Annotated in this window: 19 protein-coding genes; 1 reads left to right on the forward strand and 18 read right to left on the reverse strand. The window is 43.0% G+C overall.

The window, feature by feature from the left end:
• Window positions 1-10: 10 nt before the first annotated feature.
• The 18 genes from ATK78_RS07670 to ATK78_RS07755 all read right to left on the reverse strand — a co-directional run bounded on the left by ATK78_RS07670 (window position 11) and on the right by ATK78_RS07755 (window position 25,651).
• Window positions 11-760 (reverse strand): SH3 domain-containing protein, encoded by a 750-nt coding sequence (locus ATK78_RS07670; RefSeq protein ID WP_133575508.1) that lies wholly within the window; start codon window positions 758-760, stop codon window positions 11-13.
• Window positions 757-2,136 carry a BatD family protein gene (locus tag ATK78_RS07675; RefSeq protein ID WP_133575509.1) on the reverse strand — a complete coding sequence of 460 codons (1,380 nt, stop codon included), beginning with the start codon at window positions 2,134-2,136 and terminating at the stop codon, window positions 757-759. Before ATK78_RS07675 ends, ATK78_RS07670 begins: the two co-directional genes overlap by 4 nt.
• A complete protein-coding gene (locus ATK78_RS07680) occupies window positions 2,120-2,800 on the reverse strand; it encodes a tetratricopeptide repeat protein (RefSeq protein ID WP_133575510.1) in 681 nt (226 codons plus the stop codon). The genes ATK78_RS07675 and ATK78_RS07680 overlap by 17 nt, the downstream gene beginning before the upstream one ends.
• Window positions 2,797-3,801, reverse strand: a complete 1,005-nt coding sequence (locus tag ATK78_RS07685) for a vWA domain-containing protein (RefSeq protein WP_208112327.1) — start codon at window positions 3,799-3,801, stop codon at window positions 2,797-2,799. The genes ATK78_RS07680 and ATK78_RS07685 overlap by 4 nt, the downstream gene beginning before the upstream one ends.
• 17 nt (window positions 3,802-3,818) lie before the next feature.
• A complete protein-coding gene (locus tag ATK78_RS07690) occupies window positions 3,819-4,811 on the reverse strand; it encodes a vWA domain-containing protein (RefSeq protein ID WP_133575512.1) in 993 nt (330 codons plus the stop codon).
• Window positions 4,804-5,820 carry a hypothetical protein gene (locus ATK78_RS07695; RefSeq protein ID WP_133575513.1) on the reverse strand — a complete coding sequence of 339 codons (1,017 nt, stop codon included), beginning with the start codon at window positions 5,818-5,820 and terminating at the stop codon, window positions 4,804-4,806. The genes ATK78_RS07690 and ATK78_RS07695 overlap by 8 nt, the downstream gene beginning before the upstream one ends.
• Window positions 5,820-6,680: a DUF58 domain-containing protein gene (locus tag ATK78_RS07700; RefSeq protein WP_133575514.1), complete on the reverse strand. Its 861-nt coding sequence runs from the start codon at window positions 6,678-6,680 to the stop codon at window positions 5,820-5,822. Before ATK78_RS07700 ends, ATK78_RS07695 begins: the two co-directional genes overlap by 1 nt.
• A 15-nt stretch (window positions 6,681-6,695) precedes the next feature.
• On the reverse strand, window positions 6,696-7,700 hold the full coding sequence (locus tag ATK78_RS07705) for an AAA family ATPase (RefSeq protein WP_133575515.1): 1,005 nt from the start codon (window positions 7,698-7,700) through the stop codon (window positions 6,696-6,698).
• 27 nt (window positions 7,701-7,727) lie between these two features.
• Window positions 7,728-10,667 carry a tetratricopeptide repeat protein gene (locus ATK78_RS07710; protein ID WP_133575516.1) on the reverse strand — a complete coding sequence of 980 codons (2,940 nt, stop codon included), beginning with the start codon at window positions 10,665-10,667 and terminating at the stop codon, window positions 7,728-7,730.
• 11 nt (window positions 10,668-10,678) lie between these two features.
• Entirely contained in the window at window positions 10,679-11,524 is an 846-nt protein-coding gene (locus ATK78_RS07715; protein WP_133575517.1) for a hypothetical protein, read from the reverse strand.
• Window positions 11,525-11,561: 37 nt separating this feature from the next.
• Complete coding sequence (locus tag ATK78_RS07720; protein ID WP_133575518.1) at window positions 11,562-12,191, reverse strand: hypothetical protein; 630 nt, start codon at window positions 12,189-12,191, stop codon at window positions 11,562-11,564.
• 20 nt (window positions 12,192-12,211) lie between these two features.
• A complete protein-coding gene (locus tag ATK78_RS07725; protein ID WP_133575519.1) occupies window positions 12,212-13,741 on the reverse strand; it encodes an Hsp70 family protein in 1,530 nt (509 codons plus the stop codon).
• Between the two features lie 2 nt (window positions 13,742-13,743).
• The gene (locus ATK78_RS07730) at window positions 13,744-15,432 is read right to left on the reverse strand and encodes a hypothetical protein (protein WP_133575520.1); all 1,689 of its coding nucleotides are present in this window, start codon (window positions 15,430-15,432) and stop codon (window positions 13,744-13,746) included.
• Window position 15,433: 1 nt separating this feature from the next.
• Complete coding sequence (locus ATK78_RS07735; RefSeq protein ID WP_133575521.1) at window positions 15,434-16,168, reverse strand: FHA domain-containing protein; 735 nt, start codon at window positions 16,166-16,168, stop codon at window positions 15,434-15,436.
• A 19-nt stretch (window positions 16,169-16,187) separates the two neighbouring features.
• A complete protein-coding gene (locus ATK78_RS07740) occupies window positions 16,188-18,659 on the reverse strand; it encodes a tail fiber domain-containing protein (protein WP_133575522.1) in 2,472 nt (823 codons plus the stop codon).
• A gap of 308 nt (window positions 18,660-18,967) precedes the next feature.
• Entirely contained in the window at window positions 18,968-19,867 is a 900-nt protein-coding gene (locus ATK78_RS07745) for a PP2C family protein-serine/threonine phosphatase (protein WP_133575523.1), read from the reverse strand.
• A gap of 56 nt (window positions 19,868-19,923) precedes the next feature.
• On the reverse strand, window positions 19,924-22,065 hold the full coding sequence (locus tag ATK78_RS07750) for a serine/threonine-protein kinase (RefSeq protein WP_133575524.1): 2,142 nt from the start codon (window positions 22,063-22,065) through the stop codon (window positions 19,924-19,926).
• Between the two features lie 157 nt (window positions 22,066-22,222).
• Window positions 22,223-25,651: a ThuA domain-containing protein gene (locus ATK78_RS07755; protein ID WP_133575525.1), complete on the reverse strand. Its 3,429-nt coding sequence runs from the start codon at window positions 25,649-25,651 to the stop codon at window positions 22,223-22,225.
• A 718-nt stretch (window positions 25,652-26,369) separates the two neighbouring features.
• Between ATK78_RS07755 and ATK78_RS07760 the strand changes: the two genes are divergently transcribed.
• On the forward strand, window positions 26,370-26,690 hold the full coding sequence (locus tag ATK78_RS07760) for a hypothetical protein (protein WP_133575526.1): 321 nt from the start codon (window positions 26,370-26,372) through the stop codon (window positions 26,688-26,690).
• The last annotated feature ends 1 nt before the right edge of the window (window position 26,691 follow it).

The following is a 26,691-nucleotide window of genomic DNA, read 5'->3' on the forward strand; positions in this document are numbered from 1 at the left end:
ATATATAAAACTAGAGCTTTTCTACAGCAACATTGGCCACCCAGCCACTTTGACCATCCCGGTTTTTAATCTTGTTCCACTTACCGTATGATTTCAGGATCTCAACCCGCTCACCCTCCTTTAGCTCAAAAGCAACATTTGCCTGCGCAGCAGGTCCGGTCCTTATTACAGACCTATGCATCAGGATCGCATAATCAGCAGGTTGGGCAATCCATAAAAAAATGGAGAGTACCAAACAAATCAGGATGCTGAATCTAAAGGAATACCTGAAAATTTTAAGGATGCGCTGTGAAAAACTCCTCAATACCCCTATCGACCATAGCAAGTATATCCCACTGCAAATCAGTAATATGACCAAAGAAACAAAGAGCATCCGATCTGCCATTTTCCGGAGATCTAACCGGTCAAATATAGCAACTGAAGATCTGGTCTTTAGCGAAGCCTGCTTAAGCACAAAATCTCTGTTGTTTAACAGCATCGCATTAAAGGGCGATATGATCAAGCCCCGTTCATAATATAAAATGGCCTTTCCAATTTTCCTGGTTTCAAAACAAGCATTCCCCAAATTGTAATAAAGTCCGGGCGTGTGGAGTCCATGTTGTAACGCGGCTTCAAGCGTCACAACTGCTTGCTGGTACTGCTTCTTCTGAATGAATATTTTACCTTCTTCAAGCTCGTCACGCGATTCCGCAGCAGCAGCCGATAGGCCGCAGCTACATAGGATTGCCACAAAAAGATACCCTGCAATTAACCGGATCATGATCGAATTTCTATTTTGTTTATCACCTCAATTAACTGTAGCGCATCCCGCTGTTGATTTCTGTCCGCATTTTCAGCATTGGAGAACTGAAACTTGTTCTGTTCCTGCAGTATATTCCAGACTTCCTCATAAATTTCTGCAGGCATCCCATTTAATTTCTCTTTCATCATTTCCGGATAAAGACCATCAGGATCCAACCCGTAACGGGCACATAAATAATGAACCAAAATATCATTCAGGCCTTTAATAAAAATAGAATCGGGAGGCACAGTCTTCGTGCCAGAAAGTCTTTTAATACCCTTCATGGCTACATCGCGCGCCTTCCGGTAACGGTATAATTCAGGGTTCGCTTTTTTAGCTTTTTCTTTAAGATCAAACACCCGTCCGAAGATCAGCAGAACTACGATCAGAAAAATAAATACATAGCAGGCGGTTGAATTAAAAAATTGACGCTGACTTAAGCGGTTATCCAGCGTTGTGTTCAGGAACAGGGCCTCCTTAATTCGGCTTGCCCTTGTGCCATTCTGATCTTTTGGTTTAACTGCCCCTGTAGCCACATTCCATGTAAAACCCGGAATGGTCAATTCCATGTATTTTCCTTCATCGGCATTAAAAATAAGAAAGCTGCTGGCTTTAATGGTATACTGTCCCTGGTAGCTGGTCATCACCTGGCATGAAAAATTGTAGACCGCATGCAGTCCGTCAGCCATTAGCGTATCTTTTTCTAAATGCTCCACATTGAAACTTTCCATCCCTGGCACCAGTTCCGGATAGTTCAGGCTAAATGACTTTAAATTACCTGTACCATCTACCTTCAATTTTACGCTGAGTATTCCTGCCGATTGCTGATAAACTGCGGATACTTTAAAATCACCCACCGCATTAGAAAACGGTAATGGACTTTGTTTCTGAGGAAGCGGCTTAACCCCAATACTGATTTTTCCAGAGGTCAGTTTTTTATTCAACACCACTTCCTGTTCAAAAAAATCATCCGCAGCAGGGGGCAGCGTTAACTTCAGATCTACACTTAATACAGGAAATGCCAAAGGACCTGTTTTAAATGGAATGAGGAAGTACTTTTTCAATACCAGAACGCGGTACCGTTTTCCATTTAAAGTTTCCGTCCAGCTGTTTTGATCTGCCGGGTAGGGCTTAGAAAAGCAATTGGCAAATTCCAGGTCCATATAGCGGTCGGGCTCCATGGCTTTTACACTACAGTATAAAAGGTAAGAAACCTGGAAACCCTCCCCTAAAAATACGCCTGGCTTTGATGGAACTACCCGTATAAACGCAGGCTCTTCAGCATGCGACGCGAAAGGCAGAAACAAGCAGATGCCAGCCGCAATAAGCAGATATCGTTTAATAATCTTTCTCATCCGGATTAAGTTGATTCAGCTTTTTTTTAATTTTACTCAACTGTCCTTTTTTCATCTCCTCATTCCGCCGCACCATATCCAGCAAAGACTCCATGTCTTTTCCGGAGATCTTTTCATCAGCCGCATTGCCCGTATTTTCAGATCGCTCCTCCTGTTCCTTATTTCCCTTCTTTTCTGCAGCCCTTTTATCTTTACTGTCGTGCCCGGGCTTTTTACGCTTCCGCAGCAGAATCATCACAAACCGAAAATTTTTACGGACATCAATATCATCAGGCCAGATCAAAAGGGAACCTTTAAATGCCGCAGCACTTTTTTCCAGGTCCCCAACCTTAAAATACGCAGTACCCAGGTTATTCCAGCACGCAGCATCCATTCCCCCGTCACCATCCTGCAATTTCTGTTTATAAAACCTAATCGCCTCCAGGTATCTTCCTTGTTGATACAGGGCATTTCCGAGATTATAGATTGCAGCAATTGAAATATCCGTATTGCGGTTCACCTTACGATAATAAATTTCAGCATCACCATAATCACCTTTCTCGTAAGCGAGGCCACCTTTATGCATCCAAAACGCAGCCATTATTGTTCCCGCATAAAGCACATAGAATACCCATACAGAAGCAAATAATATACTGAACATGAAGATCGCTTTTAACTTACTCATCTTGTCCGGTTAAGTGTTCGCTGTGCATAGCCTTTATAGGCCGTAATTAAAGTTTCCAGGAGCATCATACCCAGGGCAACCCATAAAAAGAATGTATAATAATCCCTGTCCTGTTCAGAAATAACGTGATGTCGTCCTTTGTCGCTGTAAACTACATCCAGGAATTGATCCAATTTAAAAGGATTACTTCCCGGAGCAAAAAAGTGTTCCGGATCATTCCCTGCTATTTGTTTCAGGCTTTTCGGATTCAGGCCCGAAATAATCACCCTCCCTTTTTTATCTTTTTTAAATAGGGATCTGTCCGCAGAAGAAACCGGAATGGGAGCCCCTTTTACAGACCCAAGGGCGATGCTAAGCAGTTTTACCCCACTGCGCCTTAAGGAATCTGCCGTTCTTTTAAAATCACGCGAATGACTTTCACCATCAGAGATCACGCAGATCGTTTTGGAAGATGCACTTTCTCCGTCAAACAACAATCCGGATAATTCGAGTGCCTGCTTAAATGAGGTACCCTGCCGCATCCCATGGTCAATAGAGATGCCGCGGATCGCATCAACCGCATAGTGATGATCAGCTGTTAAGGGCAAATACGGGAATGCCTGTCCCGCAAATAAAACGATCCCCACAGACTCGCCATTAAACTTGTCCAGAATCTCCATAGTTATGCTTTTAGCTTTTTGCAGCCGGCTTGGAAAAACATCCTCAGCCCGCATACTATTGGAAACATCAATCGCAAAAACCAGGTTCTTAGGTCGGTCTCCGTTGCTTGCCCGGGTTTTTGAGCGCATCCGCGGATTCGCCATCGCAAGAATTAAACAAACCAGTACAAGCATACGAATGCTGGTCTTAAATATCCGGAACGGGCCTGAAGAACGGGAGATCAGTGAATGGGTTACTTCTGGATTCCCGAAACTCAATTGTTTTTTCCGTTGCCACCTAAAATAGAGCAGAAAGGCTGTTACCACGATGGGAATACACCAAAGCAGATTTAAATACGCCATTTCTTCAAAGAACACCATCAGTTAACCGTTCTTAAGAAAGTTAAGTTCAACAGCTGCCCCAGTAGCACCAGGAATAACGCAATGCCAATACAATACCGGTATTGCGGATCAGCGACTTTACGGTATTGTACATCAGCCTTTGTTTTTTCGAGCGCATTAATCTGGGTATAAATACTTTTCAATGCCTTACTGTCCGTCGCCCGGAAGTAGCTTCCGCCAGTTTCACTGGCAATCTTCTTCAGTAATGGTTCATCCAGCGTGGCATCAATATATTGGTAGCTTTTGTTTCCATCCAGATCGGTAACCGGCAGCGGCGCCTTTCCGGTTGTCCCAACACCGATCGTATATACCTTTACCCCATATTTTTTAGCAATCGCAGATGCGGTTAAAGGATCGATAAACCCGGCATTATTCTCGCCATCTGTAAGCAGGATGATCACCTTATTTTTTGCAGTACTGCTTTTAATCGTATTTACAGCAGAGGCCAAACCGAGACCTATTGCCGTCCCATCCGCCATTTCTTTATTATTCATCTCAGCGATCTTCTTTAGCAGGAACCTGGAATCGCTGGTAAGGGGCGACCATACCATACTTTCACCAGCATAAATAACCAGCCCAAACCGATCTGTAGAACGCGCCGCAATGAAATTAGCAACTACCGCTTTTAAAGCTTCCAGCCGGTTAGGCTTTAGATCCTCAATCAGCATACTTCCGGAAACATCCAGCGCCAAAACAATCGCAATGTCGGTTTTAGATAAACCATATTTTTCAGATCTGACACTGACCGGATCTGCCAAAGCAACGATCACAAAGATCAAGGCCAGCATCTTTAAAAAAAAGAGGATATCTGGCGGACTAAAAACTGCTTTTCTAATATTTCCTGCAGAAACGCTCGATATAATAATTACCGGTTGCTGTTTTCTCCAGTAAAGCCAATAAAATATACACCACACGGGAACAATCAAAAGCAGTGCAAAAGCAGCCGGTGCCTGAAAAATCCAATCAATCATGGTGCAGCTGATTAATAGGATTAGAAAAATTACCTATCAGTTGTTTCAATGCGGCCAGGTATTGTTCCGCATTGGTTTCATTTGGTGCAAACCGCTTGATCAAACTCATCTCTAAAAACTGCTGCAGCAATGCAGCATTCCTCTCGCTCAACTTCAAATCCGGAAGTACAGAAAGAATATGCTGCTCAGAAAATTGATCCAGGGCCATATCACGGATTGAAAACGTGGAGAGCGTTGAGAACGTTGAACGTGCGGAGAACCTGGAACGCATGGAAAACGCAGTGACAGTCGATACCTCTGAGCGCGTGGAAAGCACGGGCAATATAGAAAGGTGAAACTGCAGAAACCGCTTTAAGATCATAAAAGATCTCGAAATGAGATCCTTTTCTATATCCTGTCCAGATTTTAATCCTGCTTTTAACTCCTCTTCCAGAAGTGACAATTGCATCAATGCCCAAAATTTATCTTCCAAAACATCGGTCTCAATCCTTGATTGTTTGACAATACCGACAGCTAAAATAGCCAGCAAAACAATAAAGGCCGAAACCTTAAAAAGCATGGAATAAAAATGATCCGGGCCCTGATCAACCGGTTTAATCGCAGACAATGCAGTGATGGCCTTTTCCGGCTTGAAGTAAACAGAACCGGCAGGTTCAATAAATGCATCCTGAATATCCTTTCTAATTATAAATACAGGCAGGGAACTAAACAATAGGGTATCAGGTTCAAGAAGGGTCAATATAACCTGTTGCTTAAATTTGGGAATTCCCTGAATGATGGTATCTGACTTTAATGTTTTAAGGATCAACGCTGATTCCGGCAAAGAGAACAAATCCCAGCGGATGGAATCAATGCCTTTACCTGTTATGGTAAGTGTCAGCGTAACCGGCTGTCCAACTGCGGCAATCTTTTTATCTGCTTTCAGCAAAACCTGATCTGCTTTTGCAAATACCAGGAAAGGCAATCCAATCACAAACAGGAGCATGAAATAGCGGAGCGATCTCATCATTACCCCTGCATAAAAGTGATCAGTTTCTCCATAAACGGGTCGTCCGTATTGATGAACAGCGACCTGGTATTATTCCGGTCAAAAAAGGACCTAAATCCGCTTCTGAAGTCCTGGTGATGCTTGCTGTATGTATTTTGAAACCTTGCAGAGGATGTATTTACCCAATGTCCGCCCGACCGCTCAGCGTCTTTAAATTTTACCCAGGCCATTTTTGGCAGGTTAAGATCCCGTTCATCGGACACACAAATCGCAGTCAGCTCATGTTTATGAGCCAGGATCTTACAAACGGGTTCGTAGTTTTCGCAGATAAAGTCTGAGATGATGAAAACAGAACTTTGCTTCTGCGTAATCTTCAGCAAATACTGAAGTGCCCTGCACAGGTCGGTGCCCTTTCCACAAGGTTTTATGCGCACCATTTCACGGGCAATGTGCCAGAATTGTGCTTTCCCGCGCGCAGGAGGAATAACCTTGACAATCTCATCATTGAAAAAAATAACACCAACAGAATTTTTACTTTCCAGGGCACTATAGGCAAGGGCAGCCCCAATTTCAATACTAAGATCTAACTTGCTTTTTTGGATCGTCCCAAAAACACCCGATTTGCTAACATCGATCAGGAACCAGATCAACCGTTCTTTATCCTCAATAAAGGTATTGATGAAGGTATCCCGAAATTTAGCCGTTACGTTCCAGTTGATATCACGGGTATCATCGCCGGCTTCATATTTACGAATAGAGTCCAGTACGATCCCGCGGCCTTTTTTAGAACTTTTGAAGATTCCGCTAAGTTGCTGCCCCGATTTGCTTTTACACAAAATCTCCAGTTGCTCTATGCTGCCGATCAGATCTCTGAGTTCCATAATTCACAAAAGGGTTTAAGGCATCTCAATAGCAGAAATAATTTGATTCAGTACCAGGTCTGCCGTCATATCCTCCGCAATGGCCGCATAGGTCAGGCCAATCCGGTGTCTCAGCACATCATACGCAATTGCCTTTACATCTTCAGGAATGACAAAGCTTCTTTTATTTAAAAATGCCTGAACACGTGCTGCCAGTGCCAGGTTGATGCTTCCCCTGGGCGAAGAACCGAACCGGATAAACGATTTCAGGTGCTCCAGTCCATACCGCTCAGGGAAACGCGTACAGAAAATAATATTCAGGATGTAATCCTCTATTTTTTTATCAATGTAGATCCGCTTAACCAGCGATTGAATGTGCAGGATCCTGGAAATACTAAATGCTGCATTCCCGGAAGAATCTGCAGGTTCCATATTCCGCTGCATCACCAGGCGCTCCTGCTCCAGCGTTGGATAAGTAATGACCACCTTCAGCATGAACCGGTCCATCTGTGCCTCAGGCAGCTCATAGGTGCCATTTTGATCAATCGGATTTTGAGTAGCCAGTACCAAAAAAGGTGCTTCCAGCGGATAGGTGGTATTACTGATGGTAACCTGGTGTTCCTGCATTACTTCCAACAGGGCACTCTGTACCTTTTCCGGGGCCCTGTTAATTTCATCGGCAAGAATAAAGTTTGCAAATACAGGGCCTTTCTTAATGTTAAACTCATTGGTCTGGATGTTATAGATCATGGTACCCAGAACATCAGCAGGCAGGAGATCAGGTGTAAACTGGATCCGGTTAAATTTGGCCTGAATACTTTGAGCAAGAGATTTAACCGCAAGGGTCTTTGCCAAGCCCGGAACACCCTCCAAAAGGATATGCCCATTGCCAAATAAGGCAACCAGCAAACTCCGGATTAAGGCTTCCTGACCAACAATGGTCTTTTGAAGGGATGCAATTAAACCCGCTACAAAAATACCCTCTTCAAGAATTTCCTGTTCCATTTGCTCAAACGCTTTTGATTGAATTACCGGATCCATAGGTTATTCGATTACAATGAAAATTTATTATTTAGCAATCGCATAAGAACTTTTCAACTGGTTAAATTTAGTCTTGTTTGCTTTCACCTTCATGAAATCAGCCAGGAAGGCTTTCTCTTCGGGTGCATACTGATCTTTAATGATCTGTCGTGTCATGTACGCTTTTTCCAGGTATTCATAAGCTTTATCAAAGCTGGACGCACGTGCAGAAACCAATCCCAAACCATACAAAGCCTGCGCATGGTCATTCTTTAATTCCACCGCTTTATTAAAGTTCTTTCCTGCATCAGCATCCTGGTTCAGGTAGAGCTGCGCCAAACCCATATCCGCAAAGTAAGCTGCATCCGTAGCAGAAACATCCACTTTACCATATTCAGAAAAATCCTTTACTGCATTGTCCCATTGCTTTAACTTAAGATAGCTTAAGCCTCTTAAATAATGTTTGTCCTTAACTTTATTGCCGTCATCCAACCGGATCCCTTCATCAAAATTAGTGATGGCATCCGCATAGTTCTTCGTTTTAAAATAGACCTTACCATTCGCAAAAAAGTACTTGTACTTCTTTTCGTACTTCAGACCTTCATTGAAATTCTTTGTAGCCTTAGAAAGTTCATTTTGGGCATCGTACACCAGGCCCATATAATAAAGGGCTTCCGCATTCTTCTCATTGTAATCCATCGCCTGCTCTAAGGCCAGGATCGCCGGGGCATACTGCTGAATGTTATAAAGTGCCTCCCCATTTAACTGCGATACCAAAGAGATATCACTGTTGATCAGCGGCAGTTGCTCTTTCTTCCCGTTTTTCTTGGTGGCTTCCAGATTTGTCTTTAACAAGGCAATAGCAGCAATATAGGCTTCCGAAGCTTTCTGAAAACTGGTGGTGATCTGAAGGGCATTTCCTTTTTCAATATAAGCCACTACATTCGACGAATCTGCAGCAATTGCATCAGAGAAACTTTCAATGGCCAGCTCATATTCCGCTTTGCGGGTGTGAGACAATCCCTTTTTGAAATAGGCTTCTGAATATTTAGGATTGCATAAGATCGCCCTTTTATACAAATCAATCCCTTCCTGGTATTTACCATTAAATACACTGGCTGCTTCTTTTTCCTCCAGCTTTTTTGCAGTTAAAAACCGTATTTCAGCCTTTCCGAACAGGGATATGGAGTTACAGTTCCTAATTTCCAGCGACTTGTTAAACGCACTGTCAGCATCTGCAAAGTTTCCGCTTACCAAAAGATCTTGCCCTTTCTTCAGGAACTCATCGCTTTTCTGCTCTATATTTTTAACCTTAGGCGCATCAATACCTGCTTTCTCAGCTTCCATAAAATCAAGACCGGCCAAACGGGTATCTTTCAATTCGATATAGTTCATCCCTCTGTGATAATAAGCATTGCTGAATTTAGGATCCAGGGTAATTGCCGTAGTCAGGTTCTTTAGCGCCAGGTCATGGCTTTTAAGCCTAAACTGCAGTTCACCCAAGTCGCAGTAATAGGTCGCTGTTTTAGGGCTTAATGCAATGGCTTTACCATAGTCAGCTACTGCGCCTTCCATATTTTTTACGTCATCCTTCAGCTTTGCCTTGGCAGCATAGTACTTCGGTTTATTCGGTGCAAGGTCCAGCAAATTGGTGGTCAGCACATCATAATCCGCGATGGCACTAACCGGGTCATTTTTATGCTTCACATAAAAATTAGCCCTGGCCACACGGGCATCAATATAATTCGGAAAAATGGTGATGGCCTGGTTGTAGTTTTCCAGTGCTTTATCCTTTAACTTGTTCTCCGGTGTTTTTTCGTACATGGCCTGGTAGGCGGCACCCTCGATATAATACAGTTCAGGAAACTCATTTTTAATCTTCTTATTCTCTTTCAATAAGGCTTCGCAAGACGCAATTGCCCCCTGATAATCCTGAGATTCCAGCTTACTCTTAGGCAAGCCCAGCTCTTCCACCTTTTTGGCAATGGGTTTTATTGCAGCATCGATCTCCGCAAAAGCAGCAGGATTAAGTACCTGGGCTTCTTTGTACAGGGCAATGGCATCCACAAAACGACGCTCGCTTTTGGCAAGGTCAGCCTTGTTCTTAAAGTTCTCATAGGTATTTTCAGCAACAAGACGTTTAGCCTCCTGGATCCTTCTTTCTAAAGTAGGAACCATCGGCTTAATTTCCTTGGCCTTTTCTAAATATTCCAGGGACTCTTTATAGCGCTTATTACTCAATGCGCTGGTGGCAAGTTCTAAAAACTCATCATAAATGGCTTCCTGCTTTTTCCGCTCCTCTTCCCTGGCGGCAATAAAACTTTCCTGCTCCCTTTTCAGATCTTCAGCAGAAACAGCCGTAGCATTTTCAGACTCATCCGTGGTTACTTCGGCATTATTCTTAGCAGAGCCAATAGAGTCTGCCGGATTATAAAACTTAATACCCAGAATAAATGCTTTCCATTGTCCGTTTCCTTGTCCCTCCATCCGTACCAGGGCTTCCCGTTGTGTTGGCTCGTAACCTGTTTTACTGATCTTATTCTTATTTGAGAATTTTGAATCGTATTTAACATTGACATAAATATAATCCAGCTGCTTAACACTGGATACGACAATGTTCGAGAAGACAACAGAGTTGTCAACACCTTTTTCATACTGAAGATCGAAATCATTCAGATACTTTTCTGCAGGCAGCTCTTTGGTACTTCCGGGTTTAGATTTTGTGCTGATGTCATCTTCAACAATAACACCCTTATTGTAAAAGATCCTGTTCTTGTTAGGCTTATAGCTATTTTCCAGCGTTTCCTGCAGCTCACTGGCGGTATTGTCAGAAAAGGCAATGTAGTTGAGCAAAGACTCATAACTCTGAACGGTTGCTTTAGCCTGGTAGCTAATTTCTTTTGCATCTCTCAGGGTAACTTTACCCTGCGCAGAAACCTGCGTGCTGATCAGAAATGAAAAAATAAAAAAAATGTAGATCTTGTTCATCGTAGTTGTAATTATTGCATAAGTTGTTTAGTTCTATAGGCATTCTTTTCGGAATCGGTCGCTTTGGTAAGCTTACTGATTAGCCAGCCTGAATTTTTAGTTTGGCGGTTAAACTGCCTTACCTCAACGATCCAGTTGTCCAGCTGTAAAAAGTGATAGCTGATGGAGTTCGCCCCTTTGATCGTCAATCGCTTATCGGCACATTCCTGAAGGAATAACTTCCCCTCCTCATTCAGCTCATTTACCGGAACAAAGTAGTTTTTCAGGTTCGCTATATTGTCTGTCACCGCACTGATGTTCATAAAATCAGTAGCGTGGCTCACCGGGTTTAAAGAAGCCTTTTTATCAGCCGCCGCGGGTAATGAAATGCTGCCCAGGGTGGCCGACCTTAATACAGGTGAAGAAACTCCGGCAATTACCCATTTTGAGGAGCTGTCCGGCAATACCATCAGCTTTAAGATCAGGGCCGCACGGGCGGGCTTACCATTCCATTGAATCGAACAATCCACCTTGGCATACCAGTCTTTATTGTAGAAATTGAGATAGATGTTCTTCTCCATCACTGTTTTTATAAAGGAATTAAGGTCGCCAAAGTTCCAGGATTCTGTGGATGACATGTCAAAAAGGCTCTTGATCAGTTTCTCCCTGGTAATGGTTTTCTTATCGTTGTTCTTTAGCTCGTATTGTTTGATCAGTGTTTCATCTTTATTATTAAACCGTTCAATAAATTCATCAATTTGTTTCACTTCCCAGGCAAAAACGGATTCAAACTCCTTTTCATAGTTCTGAGCAAACAGGGGGGTACTGCTCATAGAGAAGCAAATAAATAGAAATCCAAATAAAATTTTTCTAGACATACAGATAGTTATAATTTCAAATAATAGTTTAATGTGGTTATTTCAGCTTCTTGGTTTCTACAACACCCATATCCGCCAGGAACACGTCCCAGCCTTGCTGGGCCTGTCCGTCAACAACCTTTTCATAGGCCTTAACCACAATGGTCAGGTTCCGTTTGGTGATGTCGCCGTAAACCACCGTACCATCCACAAATCCCATGAATTTTTGAACAAAGGTTACAATGGCGTAATAATTACCATCGGTACCCTTCTTAAAATCAGAAGCATAGTTGATGTCTGCATATTCAATGACGATCTTATCATACTGACCGGTCTTAAACTGCAGCCTGGTTAAGTAATCCCTGATCTTATATTTATTTTTAACCGTGGTTTTCGTGTTAGACACTTCAACCCTGGATTCTTCTGTGGAAAACAGGCCGCAGGCCATGTCAATACTTTTAGCAGCCCGCTCACGCGTTGTATTTACGGCAGTAATGATCTGAAGGTAGTTTGAAAATTCACCCGTTTTCTGGAGTGCTTTTTTACTAAACTCTTCCATATTTATATTCAGCCCATTTCCTTTCAAATTGAGTTCAGGGCCTTCTTTTTTAGTGCTATCTCCCGCATTCTGAGCAAAAGAACCCATTGAAACAGAAAGCAATAGCAACAGGAAGTAAAATTTTTTCATAGGTTATTAAGTATAGTAGCTTATATATTATTATTCAGGTAAACCCCGTCCACAAGGGCTTTTTGCTGTTTAAAATCATACGTATGGTTGGATTCTTTGCGGATAAACTCAAACTTAATGTCCCTGCCATTATCTGCATTTTTAAGCTTGATCCCGATGGTTCCATTGAGCCTGTTTTCAATTGCAATCTCCATATAGAAATCGGCCATTAGGGAGAATGGTCCGGCTTTGATCGTCCCCAGCTGGTGAACATCCTCTTTTGGGTCCCAAAACTGACAAAGCTCAAAGCTTACAAATTCCCTTTGATGCGGACTGATCTTATATACTTTTTTGGAGGTGATCGGAAGCGGGGTATTCCGGTGTACCAGCAGATCAATCTGTGGTTTGGCCGGGCTGTTCTCATTGGAAAGGATCAGTCCGATGTTATAGGTACTTACCCCCCTCAGGTCAATCGGTGTGATCTCGGCATTGCTGCCTTCCCCAAAAGAACCGGCATACAATGCGGCTCCCTTAGCAACACTGCTTAAAGGCTGATGATAGATCAGGTCCTGACCCGGAACCATTTTCTGCTTCCAGTAATTGTAAACCAGTTTACTGCTTGATGTGCCCCCAATCAGCACAATTTTATTGATATCCTTTAACTGCATCCCCAAAGACCGAAGACAACGGTTTACGGCCGTTTCTGTTTTGGCAATCAGCTGATTGGCTTCGGCAGCGTAGGTATCGTAATGAAAAGTTGCCTCGAAAGCATCTCTGCCCACCATGATCCATTTCCGGAGATCCCTTGGAATTTCGGTATCGTTTAATTCGATCTTTATATTCTCCGCAATTTTCTGAATTCTGTTCGTAACCAGCTTATCGGTAGGAAACGGACATTTGAATGCCTTTTCATAGCTTTCCCGAATTGTTGTATGTACGATCTGATCAAATTCCTTACCGCCTAATTTGTTCACACCATCCTTGGCAATCACATTTAACTGGTTCCCGGCCTTTGTGATCAGCGTAAGGTCAAAAGTACCGCCCCCAAAATCGTAGATCAGGATAATTTCCTCGTCAATCTTCTTGTTGAAGCTGCCATAGAATAATGCAGCAGCAACAGGCTCTTCAATAATGGCAGACAGTTCCAGGTCGGCCAGTTTAGCGGCTTCGATCACAGACTTACGCTGAACATCATTGTAATGGGCAGGAACCGTAATTACGGCACGCTTAAATCCATCCGGCAGATACAGCTCGGCATCACTTTTAACCTTTTTAAGAATCAATGAAGCAACGGTTTCACTGAACCATGCATTTTTATGGTCGTCAAAATATACCGGGTCCTGGGTGCCAAAACTTCTTTTAAAGAAAGAGATGATCTGCTTATCCGGCAGGGTTTGAAACAAGTTTTCGGCAAATCCGCCGGCATAGGCCCGCTTACCTTCAATCAACGCAATGGAAGGCGTTGTTAACTGATCTTTATGGTGGGCATCGGGTATGAGTACAGGGCTACCGTCCCTGCTTAAAGAGGCTGACACCGTATTTGATGTTCCTAAGTCTATTCCTAATACCATGATTATAACTTTAAATCTTTTTCTGTTTCTGTAAGCATATCGCGGTAACGCGTTGTCATTTGATCTTTTAAGCGCTCTGCAGACTGAATACCTTTTAGCAGCATTTCAATACTCTGCAGTTGTTTCTGCTGCAGTAATTTTTCATCATTCATTTGAGAAACCCGTTTAAACTGAAGCTCTTTAATGTTTCTGTCAATCTGGTTGTTCATATTCTGGGCTGTATCTTTGATCCAGTTGGAGATGTTTCCGGTCCAGTCCCTGCTGGCATCATTAAACATCCGCTTCGATTCCTGTAACAGGGTTTCCTTTGCTTTTAACAGCTCACGCTGAAACTCTTCCTCTCTTTTTAGCGGGATCCGTCTTCTCAGGTCATAGATACCGTATACGATCATGAGGATGGAAATCCCTGCAACAGTCCTTTTAACCCAGTCGGCCATCGATTTAAATAAGCTGCCGTCCCATCCCGATGCGAACATCGATAAAGGAGCCAGCAAACCACCTACTACCATGATCAAACCGGTATAGTCCCTTAAGGCGACAAAATATTCCATTGCACCGCGCTTGATCACTTCTCCCACGTAAGCCTTATTGATATAACAGAACGACTGTACCGTACGTTCTTTATCCGGAAATGGGGGATAAATGCTGTCGGCCTTTAGCAAATCAATACCCTTGGTTTTCAGCTGGATGTTGATCAGCCGGATCATGTCTTCAAATGAACTTTTTATAAAGGCCTCGTCTTTACCCAATTCATTCTTTATGGTTTTAGATACGGTACCAATCAGGTCATCCAAAAAAGCCTGATCAATCGTAGTTTCTACCTTTTCACTTTTCTCAGCGAGAGCCTTTTTATTGAAATCGGTTAACTGGTTCGACTTTTCAAAGGCAACAATGGAAAAATTCCCGGTATTGGGTTTATTTAAATCATCGTATTTGAACTTATAGCTTTTCTCCAGTTCCTGGGTAGACTTCTGAATCACCTGGCGCAGGTTAGATGCAAGCTCACTATTGTTGATCGTTGATTCTTCTTTTTTAGTGATGCTGGTATTTTGGGTGTTCAGGATCTTCCGGGTGTTGGCGGCTTTATTTTCTGAAAGCAGGATCTCTGTTAAAAAATTGAAGACAGGCTTCACACTGTTTAGGTAAGAGATCTTCTTTAAGTTATCCAGAGATTTCAAATCAAAGTGTCCCTGAAGCAGGTCCGTCAGCGATTTATCTTTAAAATCAAGAAAAGACAATGGAACCGTTTTACAGCGGTAGCTGAACAGCTTACTGAAGTTTGTGAACACCTCATGATCAGAAAGCAGGTCTACCAGGAAGATCACTTTATATTGTTCATCACAAATTTTAAAATGCTGTTTAAGGTTTTCAGAAGTAACCATTTCCTCATCAACGAGGACAAATAATACCGAAGGAAACAGGTCTTCGAAGATGCGGACCTTATAATTGTTCTCATCTTTTTGTACGAGTAAAAACTCCGATCCGGCAGTAGATTCCTGGATCATCTGCATCAGCTTATTGCTTTCAGCAGAGGCGTGCATACTTTTAAAGATGTCGATATGAAAACCAGTGGTTGATGCGATCTTTTTAACCTTGCGGTTTAATTCATCGAGAAAACCCGAATAACTGGATACCGGGATTTCCCTGGAAAGCTCACCAACACGGTCGGCAATAGCATGTAACTCTCTCATATCAGAACAGATTGATGACTACGGTTTTCATATATTCACTTTCTTCCACTTCCTGCAGAATGTCATTGATGTTGTTTGTACTCGGTTTAATGTTAAACTTGGTCATCCCAACCTGGATGGTATCATTTTCTCCGATGATCATTTTTTTTGTTAAGCGGTTCTCATTGCCATTGATATAGGTACCATTTTTACTTGCCCTTCCGGCATTGCCATGGCTGTCGTCACTGACGATGATCTCTAATGGATTGGTATTGGTTACATCCAATAAAGTGTGGATCCTGCTCACATACGGGTCTTCATTGATGACGATGGTATGAACGGCAGGGTGTGCATTCCGTCCGATATAATTCTTTCCATAGTATAACGGAAATGTTTTTGCCGATTGGTTCTCTGTATGTCTGACCAGCCAGGCAACGGCATCTTTATTTCTTTGTGCAGATAAAATATTGGCGCCAGTGGTTACCGTATCTGCATGAGCAGAATATGGCGTATCGACGTTAACCATCAAGTGATTGGTCGTTGGCGTGGGGCCTTTAGCACCGGCGGCAGACAATTCCTTTTGAATATTCTTAATCTTCTCCGTATTGGCAGAATGAAGTTTCTTTAAAAAATCATTTGGTGCATTTTCTGTAAGGTGTTGAAAATAGGTTAGTTTATCATCCAAACGAATCCTGATCTCATCTTCAGATGATGAGTCGGGCAGTTCTAAAAAATCAAGTAATTCTACTCTGGTCATGTTATTAATATGCTACTTATTATAATTCTGTATGTAAAAGGGATGAGCTGTGCGCATTTGCAGTGCTCAACGTTCTCCTGAAGTCTTCCAGTTCCTGCTTCAACGCCGTCATTTCCACGTTTTGTTCCTGAATGGCTTTCAGGAGCAGTACATTTAGCCCCATATAATTGACTGCTTTGTGCGGTATCCCGCCTACATTTTGTTCATAGACCAGGTGCGGGAATACCTGTTCCAGTTCCTGGGCGATCAAACCAAACTGCTTGTCATCAGGAAGGTTCATGGTTGGAAATTCTTCCGTTTTAAAGAAGTAATTGCTCGGCTTTAAGTGCATGATCTGTGTAAGAACAGGCTGTACCGGATGAATGGCAGATTTCAGTTTAACATCAGAATATCCGCTTGCAGAGTTTGCTGAGGATCTGGCCATGTCTTCATAGCGTTGTGCGGCATCGGCACTATTCCTGGCAGACACGCAATATTGATCGGCCTGCTGTCCGCAGTCGTTGGCATATTTTTTAGCATCATCAGCTTCCGCTGCCGCATCTTTAGCTTTCCGGGCCGCCTCATCAGCATCCCGGGCATCATTTTGCGCTTCCTGCCTAGCGGTATCAGCTTCTTTAGCATCGGAGATCGTTGCATTTTTAAAATTCTCCGATTCCCTGGCATCAGATGCAGCCATTTGTTTCATTCGCTCGGCTTCATTGGCTTCAGACTTGGCTTTTTCTGAAGCCGTAGTGGCTTCTGATGCCTCTTCCTGAGCCTTTCCAGAGGCGGTTTCAGCTTCCTTAGCCTCCTCTTGTGCTTTAGAAGAAGCCGTTTCAGCTTCTTTAGCTTCATTTTGAGCTTTATTGGAGGCAGATTCTGCTTCTTTAGCTTCGTTCTGTGCATAGCTGGACGCAGATTCAGCCTCCTTGGCTTCGTTTTGAGCTTTATTAGAGGCAGATTCCGCTTCTTTGGCTTCATTCTGAGCCCTTGTTGAGGCCGTCTCCGCTTCTTTCGCTTCCTCTTGTGCTTTTGAAGATGCAGTTTCAGCCTCTTTAGCCTCTTCCTGTGCCTTTGCAGACGCGGTTTCAGCTTCTTTGGCTTCAGCCTGAGCTTTTGCCGATGCTTGCTCGGCCTCAGTTGCTTCAGCTTTAGCCTTCTCGGAAGATTGTTCTGCTTCTGCGGCTTCCGCCTTGGCTTTATCAGAGGCCTGCTCGGCTTCCCGGGCTTCGTTCTGTGCTTTATTAGATGCATTTTCAGCCTCAGTGGCTTCCTGTTGCGCTTTATTCGATGCACGCTCCGCTTCTGTAGCTTCCTGCTGTGCCCGGTTTGATGCTTGTTCTGCTTCGCCAGCTTCAGCTTTTGCCTTCTCTGATGCCTGGGTGGCTTCATTCGCCTCAGCCTGTGCCTTAGCGGATGCCGTTTCAGCTTCTGTAGCTTCTGCTTTCGCTTTCTCCGAAGAAGTTGCTGCTTCAGCAGCTTCCTGCCTTGCTTTTTCTGAAGATTGAGCCGCCTCAGTTGCTTCCTGTCTCGCCTTTTCAGACGATTGGGCGGCTTCGTTGGCTTCCTGCTGTGCTTTTCCTGAAGCGGTCTCTGCCTCTGTTGCTTCCTGGCGTGCTTTTTCAGAGGCCGTTATGGCTTCAGCAGCTTCTTGTCTCGCTCTTTCAGAAGATTGTGCAGCTTCATTGGCTTCATTCTGGGCCTTAACTGAAGCGGTTTCTGCTTCAGCAGCTTCCTGACGTGCCTTTTCAGAAGACTGAGCGGCCTCACTGGCTTCTTGTCTGGCCTTTTCAGAAGATTGGGCAGCTTCACCTGCTTCCTGTCTTGCTTTTTCGGATGACAAAGCTGCTTCACCTGCTTCCTGTCTCGCTTTTTCAGAAGATTGAGCGGCTTCACCAGCTTCCTGCCTTGCTTTTTCAGAAGATTGAGCAGCTTCACCAGCTTCTTGCCTCGCTTTTTCTGAAGATTGAGCGGCCTCACCGGCTTCCTGCCTGGCCTTTTCAGAAGACTGAGCAGCTTCACCAGCGTCCTGTCTTGCTTTTTCTGAAGATTGTGCAGCTTCTACTGCTTCTTGTTTGGCTTTTTCTGATGACGATGCTGCTTCAGCAGCTTCCTGCCTTGCTTTTTCGGAAGATTGAGCAGCTTCACCCGCTTCCTGTCTTGCTTTTTCAGAAGACTGACCGGCTTCTGTAGCTTCCTGCTGTGCTTTTGATGAGTATTGAGCGGCTTCGCCTGCTTCACGCTGTGCATTACTGGAGAACTGGGTAGCTTCATTGGCTTCCCGTTGTGCAGCACTTGAAAAATTAGCAGCTTCCGTTGCTTCCTGCTGAGATTTTGCAGAAAACTGTGCAGATTCATTGGCCTCTTGCTGTGCTTTCTGAGATGAAGTTACAGCCTGAACCTCATAATTTTTTATTTTAGTAATTGTCGTTTCCATCTCCAGTAATGCAGTCCTGCTCCGCATTACCAGTTGCTCTAACTCTAGTTCATAAGCTGCAGCATCTATTGCCATACCAATTATCTTTAGTTTTTAATTTTGAATTAACATAAAAACTTAACCAAAAAATTTTAAGTATAGTTAAAAGAAATAACCTCCCTAAGGTCAATCAAGCAATATCAAAAATTGCTCATAATCAACCAATTACAATAATAAAAATTTAAATGATTTTTAATTATATTAACGCTTAAACATAGATGATAATTTTGGTAAAAAAAATAACTGCTTCTAGGTATTTTTTTTACCAAAAAAAATACCTATAGAAATCCCACCTAAAAACAAGATTTAAAGGCAGTTCTAAGCTTAGAATAAAAAAAGCAGAATTACTTATTGAAAAACCCGAGAAAATAGGCCGCTAAAACCCCGATCAATACTATACTAAGTATGATTAGCCCGATCCATAGAGATTTTAGTTTAAGTTTAGATTTGGAGATTGTTATTTTATTTGTTTCCCCAATAATTATTGGCTCATTGTTTAAATTAATAAGCTTAATTAAATACATGGAATAATTATCCCTTGTTTTTTGATAACAATATTCCTGGAACTGCTCAGTCAGGTCGCCGGTGTCGGACTGTGTTAGCAGTACTTTTAAAACGGTCGGTGTAACCTTTTCCAGCAGTCCATCTGAACACAGTAATAAATAATCGTTATCCCGGATGTCAAAAATCTCATCCGTTTGAATTTCAGAGTAGGGTCTTTTGGCTTGTAATGAGCGGGTAATTACATTTCTATGCGGATGTGTTAGTGCCTCTTCCGGCGTAATGTTGCCCCGCTTAACGAGTTCATTGACCAGTGAGTGGTCTTGCGACTGAAAAACAATCTCCCCATCCCTGATCAGGTAAATCCTGCTGTCACCACACCAGGCCACAAAGATCGATTTTTTCTTAAGATAGGCTAAGGTAAGGGTAGTACTCATATCTTCCGCCCCTTCATGCTGCGCGATGTACTCATCAAAATGTTTGATGACCCACTCCCGCCCGGCATTTATAAAATCATCATTCAGCAGATCTTCGGAACTTAGATTCTGGTTAAAATAAGTATTAAAATGGCGACAGGCCAATTCAGACGCAACCTCTCCTTTAGAATTCCCGCCTACACCATCGCAAACCAGGAACAGGCTGTTACCCAATAACGCTTCACCAGCTGGCGGATGAATGGAATCTTCATTATTTTTTCTATTCCCTAATTCATTGAGACTATAAATTTTTAAAGGTACAGGCATATTGGAGTTATAAACGTTATGATTTAAAAGAATGTATTATCGAAGTTATTGTGGGATTACTGCAGCACGCCATCTTTGAAAGTTCCGCTTTGTTTAACTTCCCCTTCCGCACTAAACATTTTTCCCGACCCGCTAAACTGATCGTTTGCAAAACCACCTTCATAATAACTGCCATCCTTGTAGACCAATTTACCTGAACCGTGTTTCAGGTCCCTTTTAAAAGATCCTTTATAAAAACTACCGTCTTTATAATACAGTGTTCCTGATGTCTTTATTCCTGCAGACCAGTTACCTACATATTTATCACCATCTGCGGTTGTTAATGATCCTTTACCTGAATACAGGCCTTTAGAAAAGTTTCCGTTATAGACACTGCCATTTGCAAATGTCTGCAGGCCCTTTCCATCCGGCACGCCATCCCTTACCTTACCAGAGTAAACAGACTCGTTACCTGATCCTGCGTTCAAGACCAGGTCTGAAACGGTTTTAGCAGGACTTGAAACCGCTTTCTTCGTGTTGGTTACTTTAGTATCTGTATTTACCTTTGGTACACTATCTATAGTCGTTTTGGCTACCGGAGCTGCCACTTCAACTTCTTTATCTTTTGTTAGGAACAATACTGCTCCAACTAAAATTACCGCAGCAACCGCAACTGCGATAAAAATACCAGATTTACTTCTACCCGGGGATGCCGCCGCAGGATTAGCTCCCGGAGCAACCGCAGCCGAACTACGACCCGGCCTTTCTGCATGCTGTGCTTCTGCCCCCCTTGCCAATGATTCATTTAAAGTTGGCCTGGCTATCGCATTTTGTTCATTCAATGTACGTCCCGCAGGAGTTGCTGCCGCTGGCTGTTTATCTTCTTGCTTTGCAATCGGCTGCTCATGTGCGACAATCTTTTTTGGAGGCTCAACAGGTTTAGGTGCCGGATCTTCAACTGGTTTTTCGACAGCAGCCGGTTGCTCAGCTGGTTTCGACATTTCTGCTTTGGGTGCCTCGGCAACAGGCTGAAGTTGTACCGGGATTACTTTTTCCTTAACAGGCTCAGGAACCGCAGGTTGTTTTGCAACAGGCTCTTCTACAACAGGTGCTGGTTTTGGCAGTTCCGGAATTGCAGGCTGTGCTGCGGGCGCTTGCTTAACCGGTTCTGAAACAACAGGCTCACTTGCAGCAGGCTGTGGTATAACCGGCGCTGGTTTAACTGGTTCTGAAGGGTTATACGAAATAACCTGTGTTTCTGCGTCATCTTCAAAGTCAACTACACCGCTAGAGATATTTCCCTTAAACAAGGTGGTTTCATCATCAAAATTTCCCGGAGCAGGCTGATTTCTAAGTCCTGCAAACAGCGTGCTATCGGTCACATTTCCTTTAAGCACGTCCAGCACAACATCTGCAGAAGCGGCACGTTCACTGGCCATCTTTTTCAGACACAGCGCAACAACCTCATCATATGGCTTTGGAAGTTCTGTTAATTTCTGCAGGTAATCTTCATTGAGGATATTGGTCATTACAATCTCGGCACTGGTACCTTTAGACCGGCTTCCGAATAAGTTTTCACCTTTGATCAGTTCATAGACCATGATCCCAAAACTCCAAAGATCGATGTGTGTAGAGATCTGTCCATTGATTCCATATCTTGCCGGATTAAATTGTTCCGGGGCCATATATTCTACGGTACCAACCAATGCTGACGCATTTTCCTGGCTTTCGCCGATGGCTTTACTAATTCCAAAATCCGTGATCTTAGCTATAGGCTCATCCTCTTCAATTTTGATCAGGATGTTCTGCGGTTTAAGGTCACGATGAATAATATTGCGCTTGTGCAGGTATGAGAGTCCTTTAAGCACATCGCATAATAGTTTATTTAAATACTGGGGATTATTTTTCAGATAGCCTTTTAATTCACCACCATCGAGGTATTCCATTACGCCTACCTGAACTTGTTCTTCTTCACCAAAAGCATTTACGGATTCCAGGAAAGCAACATCATAATAGCGGCAAAGATTTTCATGCTGAAACTTGATTACTTTCTTAATCTCAGTGATCAGATCGTATTGTGCACTCTGCTCCGGATTAAAGACCTTTAATGCAACTTCTCTTTCCAGAAGCACATCTGTGGCACGGAACACTCTTGAAAAACCACCTTTACCCAGCAGATCTTCCCGGGTATTGTAAACATATCTTTTTCTAAAGTCCATTGGTAAACATTAATTTTTTTTCTTGAAAAACCCTAATTGAGTATAATTATATACCAATTAATTTATAATTCAAAAATTAATGAAAAAAATTTGTTGCAACACGTAAAAAACTGAACAATAAATTCAATTTTAAGTCGAAATTGCAGAATTTACCCGGTTACTTTATCCCGCTTTCAACGCGCTCAAAGTTAATCCAGTCCACACTAATGAGGTCCCGGTTAGGCCTTGTATTTTTCACAAATACAAAATACAGATCATGCTTGCCTCCCGGATTACTAACCGGCGCAGGGAGCGTGGTATACTTTTCCCAGCTGCCTGTCGGACTGAAATCTATGGTACTGACCAGCGTTCCCTTTGGTGAGTCTGCACGGACCTCTATCGTCCCGCTTTGATTTGCAGAGGCATAAAAGTACGTCAGCTGGCTTACATTTTTAAGGTCTATATTTTTGAGCATGAAATAAGATTTGTTATGGATGCTCCCTATATATTTTTCATTTTTACTAACGTTGTTAAATGCATCTGCTTCTTCCGCCTGTACTTTTGACGGGCGCAGCAAGATCGTTTCTTTCGTTGTCAGTGGTGTGATTGCTCCTCCTTTATCCGTATACGATGCCGTGAAGATATACCGTCCCTGATCTTTAACTTTTAAATGCTGGTCAAGGGCCACTGTACCTTTCTGAGGCAATAACGGATTGGTTTTCTTCATGCTCAGTGAAAGCACATATTTTACAATTTCTGTTGCATCATCTTTAGAAAGCTGGGGATGCGCATTCATGGCATGGTCACCCCAAACACCACCACCACCGGTAATGATCTTTTTAGCCAGGCGTGCTACCGCTGCATTATTTCCTGCATATCGTTTTGATACCAGCATAAAGGCAGGACCAACAGATTTGGCGTTCAACTGGTGACATGCTTTACAGTCGCTTTTGGCAACCAATGCCTTTCCAAAATTATAGGTTGGCGTTATTTCCTGGTGACCAACAACGGCCTGGTTGTTTTCTACCTTAGCAATGAAGTTAAGGTTCACCTTTACCTTTTTAGGGTCTATCACTTTATCTTCATTATCTTTCACAACCACGTTATAATTAAATTTCGCGGCCTTTTGACTGAAGAACGTCGTATTTTCAGGCGTATTGATCGTTACCTGCGGCAACGTATTTCCAACCTTGATGATCCGGGTTTCGGTATCACTTTTGCCTCCTGCATCGGTTACCTTTAACAGCACTTTGTAAACTCCATTTTTTTGGAAGGTATAGGTTGGGTTGGGTTCTGCCGATCCAACTTTATTTCCTTCAAAACGCCATTCGTAAGAAAGGACATCATCGTCATCATTGTCAAAACTTTTTGAAGTAAAAGCCACCTTATATGGTGCAAGACCGATGGTGTCACGGGTTTCGATCTTTGCAACCGGCGCACGGTTACCACCGTTATAATCGATTCTTACCAAGCGTGCATCTACGTTATCGATCCCATAAACAGAGCCGTATTCCAGCATATAGAATGATCCGTCCGGACCAACTTCCAGGTCTATCGGTCTCCTAAAATCACCGTTAGTTTCCATAAACGGCTCCATGCGTTTATAGTTCTGATTTTCATCCAAACGCAGGGCAAATACCCAGTTGCGCATCCAGTCGTAAACAAACAGTGCTTTGTCGTAATATTCAGGAAGTTTGGTTGTTGATTTCAGTTCCGGATCGTAATGATAAACCGGACCTCCCATGGCACACCTGCCACCGTCTCCTAAAATGGGAAACTCTGCTGAGCGGTTGTACGGATACCACACCATCGGCTTTTGTGCCGGCGGAAGTATTTTTAATCCGGTACTGTATGGCGATCCATTGGCGGGACCGTTTACATCAAACAAATTAGCAGCTTGTTTGGTAGAGAAATCATATTCTTTATAGGCTTTATTGTCACCAACAAAATAAGGCCATCCGTAGTTTCCTGCTTTCTTTGCCTGGTTAAACTCATCATATCCACGAGGTCCCTGCAAGCCATCCGTACCAGAATCCGGCCCAACTTCGCCCCAATACAGAATGGAAGTTTCCTGATCTACAGAGATGCGGTATGGATTCCGGCAACCCATCACGTAAATCTCCGGGCGGGTACCGGCTGTTCCTTTGGGAAATAGATTGCCTTCAGGAATGGTATAGGTACCGTCAGTTTCAGGATGGATCCTTAGAATTTTACCACGAAGGTCATTGGTATTGGAGGCCGATCGCTCTGCATTAAATGTCAGCCGGTTATCGCGCCTGTCAATTGGCGAAAAGCCATTCGACTCAAAAGGAACGGTATTGTCGCCCGTTGAGATGAAAAGATTTTTATGTTTATCCCAGGCCAGTGAGCCGCCGGTATGTGCACTCACCTCAAGGTCTATCGGGATCTCAATGATCACTTTTTCAGATTTAAGGTCCAGCACACTATTCTTACTGATACTGAACCTGGATATGTGCTGCTTAACCGCATTTCCGGAGGACGCGGTGTTAAAGAAATACAATTGATTATTCACTGCAAAATCAGGGTCGATTGTCATCCCCAACAAGCCATTCAAGTACTTATCTACCGCCTTTACCGGGAATTTATAGACTAAAGTCGTCTTACCTGAAGCAGGATTATACACATAGAAATTACCTGCGCGCTCGATGAAGAATACACGGCCATCCGGAGCTACAGCGAGTTCCATGGGTTCATTCAGATCGTTGGACAAAATGCTTTTTGTAAACCGGTTATCCTCGGGTTTTTTAACCGCATATGATTTCAATGGATCCAGGGTTATGTTTGTGCCAATGGCGTATTTAATTCCACCCAGCAGGTGCTTTAAAAATAAAGGCTCAGAGAAGCTTTCATCGGTATGACCTCCGCCTGTATAAAACGAACGGCCCCCATCAAACTCATGATACCAGGCAATGGGATGATTTTCATCGTTTTCACCACCTTCATATGTGCTTTCATCAAGCCTGGCAATAACCTTAAGGTCGCTCTGTATATTTTTATAGTTGTACCATTCGTCAGTACGCTCCCAACGCTTCGGCAGACCCTTGGTGGAGCCGTGAGCCGTATCGATCACATCAACGGTTGCTTTGCGAACATTCGGGTTGTTTGGATGGCTTTTAAAATACGCACCAACCAGTTTATTGTACCATAACCAATCATATTCAGTATCCGCTGCAGCGTGGATTCCAACAAAACCACCACCGGACTGGATGTATCTTTCAAATGCAACCTGCTGATCTGCATTAAGCACATTCATCGTCGTACTTAAAAACACAACGGCATTGTAATTCTTTAAACTGTCTGCCACAAAATAGCCAGCATCCCTGGTGGTATCTACAGCAAAGTTATTTTCCTTTCCAAGCTTTTTGATGGCAGCCACACCTGCAGGTATCGAGGTGTGATAATATCCCTTGGTTTTTGTAAAGACCAGGATCCGTCCCGGCTTAATTGGAACCGAATCTATAATGGCCACGTGTTCAGTAACCGGAGGAACAACGGATTTTGGGATTACTGTTTTACAGGCATATAGAATTATGGATACCAGGAAAATAAGAATTAGGGACTGCGTTATTTGACTACGATTGATCATGAAGGCTGGTTCACTTAGTAACTTAAAAGTAATATTTAAAGTAAACTTAACAATAAAAATCATAAGCATCGAATAGCCATATTTTTTTTACATCGCCATATCTATTGAAATCCCATTTAAAAACACAGTACAATAAGTGCGATTGTAACTGGTTCGCGAAATGAGCGGGCATATACGACACCTAATCTGGCACTACAATAGCTTGCAAATCAATAGCGATCATATATTACTCTAAACCGTGTTTGATATGGCAAAAGCAGAACAAGACCCGAAGGAAACACGAAGGAGACACGAAGGAGAGAGCAACAAGAGTGCAAGCAGACCCGAAGCGGAGTCGAACCCGAGTCGAACAATAATTAGCCTTTACAACCTTAAATTGACTTTCAAAACTACATCAGGAGAACCGGATACAGGACACCAATTTGATAAAATTGGAAACCGGACAAATGCAGTGCGGAACCGTATGCCGCCTGTAGATTACTTTAGCCAATATACGGATTTCCAGGAACTTTATGCACATCAATTGTATATTTTAATATGAAACAATGCTGTTGCCGGAGCAATGTCCAGATTATATTGAAGAATTTCAAACCTTTTGATCAGCAGATTCTCTTTCACCAGTCAATACTATGAGAAATTGAGATCATGTAGTTGTATTAATTATTTGGAATTGTTCTAAATAATAAGATATTTGTGTGATATCTCTAATGGAATTAATATGTGTAAGCCTACCGTGATCAGTAGAAAAGGTGACATCTGTGTTACCCAATGTGTGAATTGTAAGATTGTAAACATCTGGAACAGGGGAGTATTGATCAGTTTTTCGTTTGAGCAGTTCCATGCATTTATAGGTGCGACCAATGGGCTGGAATTTGACGATTATCTGGAATACTCTCCTGATGGTGTTGAAGTGGTTATACTGGCCACACCATACCCTGATCTCAGCCTTGCCTTTACGCGGGTAGAGTGGTATGAGTTCTTTGCTGCACTTAATGAAGCTGCCTATATGCAGCAAATCTACCAGCTGGTTCATTTTTAAG

Origin of the sequence: Pedobacter metabolipauper (assembly GCF_004362715.1) — a bacterium.
In the GTDB taxonomy this organism is placed as follows: Bacteria; Bacteroidota; Bacteroidia; order Sphingobacteriales; family Sphingobacteriaceae; genus Pedobacter; species Pedobacter metabolipauper.

What these genes read in the sequence shown, in the direction of transcription:
- ATK78_RS07705 (WP_133575515.1), bottom strand. Translation starts at nt 7,700, where the DNA reads ATGGATCCGGTAATTCAATCAAAAGCGTTTGAGCAAATGGAACAGGAA.
- ATK78_RS07735 (WP_133575521.1), bottom strand. Translation starts at nt 16,168, where the DNA reads ATGACCAGAGTAGAATTACTTGATTTTTTAGAACTGCCCGACTCATCA.
- ATK78_RS07720 (WP_133575518.1), bottom strand. Translation starts at nt 12,191, where the DNA reads ATGAAAAAATTTTACTTCCTGTTGCTATTGCTTTCTGTTTCAATGGGT.
- ATK78_RS07750 (WP_133575524.1), bottom strand. Translation starts at nt 22,065, where the DNA reads ATGGACTTTAGAAAAAGATATGTTTACAATACCCGGGAAGATCTGCTG.
- ATK78_RS07730 (WP_133575520.1), bottom strand. Translation starts at nt 15,432, where the DNA reads ATGAGAGAGTTACATGCTATTGCCGACCGTGTTGGTGAGCTTTCCAGG.
- ATK78_RS07760 (WP_133575526.1), top strand. Translation starts at nt 26,370, where the DNA reads ATGTGTAAGCCTACCGTGATCAGTAGAAAAGGTGACATCTGTGTTACC.
- ATK78_RS07700 (WP_133575514.1), bottom strand. Translation starts at nt 6,680, where the DNA reads ATGGAACTCAGAGATCTGATCGGCAGCATAGAGCAACTGGAGATTTTG.
- ATK78_RS07715 (WP_133575517.1), bottom strand. Translation starts at nt 11,524, where the DNA reads ATGTCTAGAAAAATTTTATTTGGATTTCTATTTATTTGCTTCTCTATG.
- ATK78_RS07745 (WP_133575523.1), bottom strand. Translation starts at nt 19,867, where the DNA reads ATGCCTGTACCTTTAAAAATTTATAGTCTCAATGAATTAGGGAATAGA.
- ATK78_RS07710 (WP_133575516.1), bottom strand. Translation starts at nt 10,667, where the DNA reads ATGAACAAGATCTACATTTTTTTTATTTTTTCATTTCTGATCAGCACG.
- ATK78_RS07680 (WP_133575510.1), bottom strand. Translation starts at nt 2,800, where the DNA reads ATGAGTAAGTTAAAAGCGATCTTCATGTTCAGTATATTATTTGCTTCT.
- ATK78_RS07740 (WP_133575522.1), bottom strand. Translation starts at nt 18,659, where the DNA reads ATGGCAATAGATGCTGCAGCTTATGAACTAGAGTTAGAGCAACTGGTA.
- ATK78_RS07690 (WP_133575512.1), bottom strand. Translation starts at nt 4,811, where the DNA reads ATGATTGATTGGATTTTTCAGGCACCGGCTGCTTTTGCACTGCTTTTG.
- ATK78_RS07675 (WP_133575509.1), bottom strand. Translation starts at nt 2,136, where the DNA reads ATGAGAAAGATTATTAAACGATATCTGCTTATTGCGGCTGGCATCTGC.
- ATK78_RS07725 (WP_133575519.1), bottom strand. Translation starts at nt 13,741, where the DNA reads ATGGTATTAGGAATAGACTTAGGAACATCAAATACGGTGTCAGCCTCT.
- ATK78_RS07670 (WP_133575508.1), bottom strand. Translation starts at nt 760, where the DNA reads ATGATCCGGTTAATTGCAGGGTATCTTTTTGTGGCAATCCTATGTAGC.
- ATK78_RS07695 (WP_133575513.1), bottom strand. Translation starts at nt 5,820, where the DNA reads ATGATGAGATCGCTCCGCTATTTCATGCTCCTGTTTGTGATTGGATTG.
- ATK78_RS07685 (WP_208112327.1), bottom strand. Translation starts at nt 3,801, where the DNA reads ATGGCGTATTTAAATCTGCTTTGGTGTATTCCCATCGTGGTAACAGCC.
- ATK78_RS07755 (WP_133575525.1), bottom strand. Translation starts at nt 25,651, where the DNA reads ATGATCAATCGTAGTCAAATAACGCAGTCCCTAATTCTTATTTTCCTG.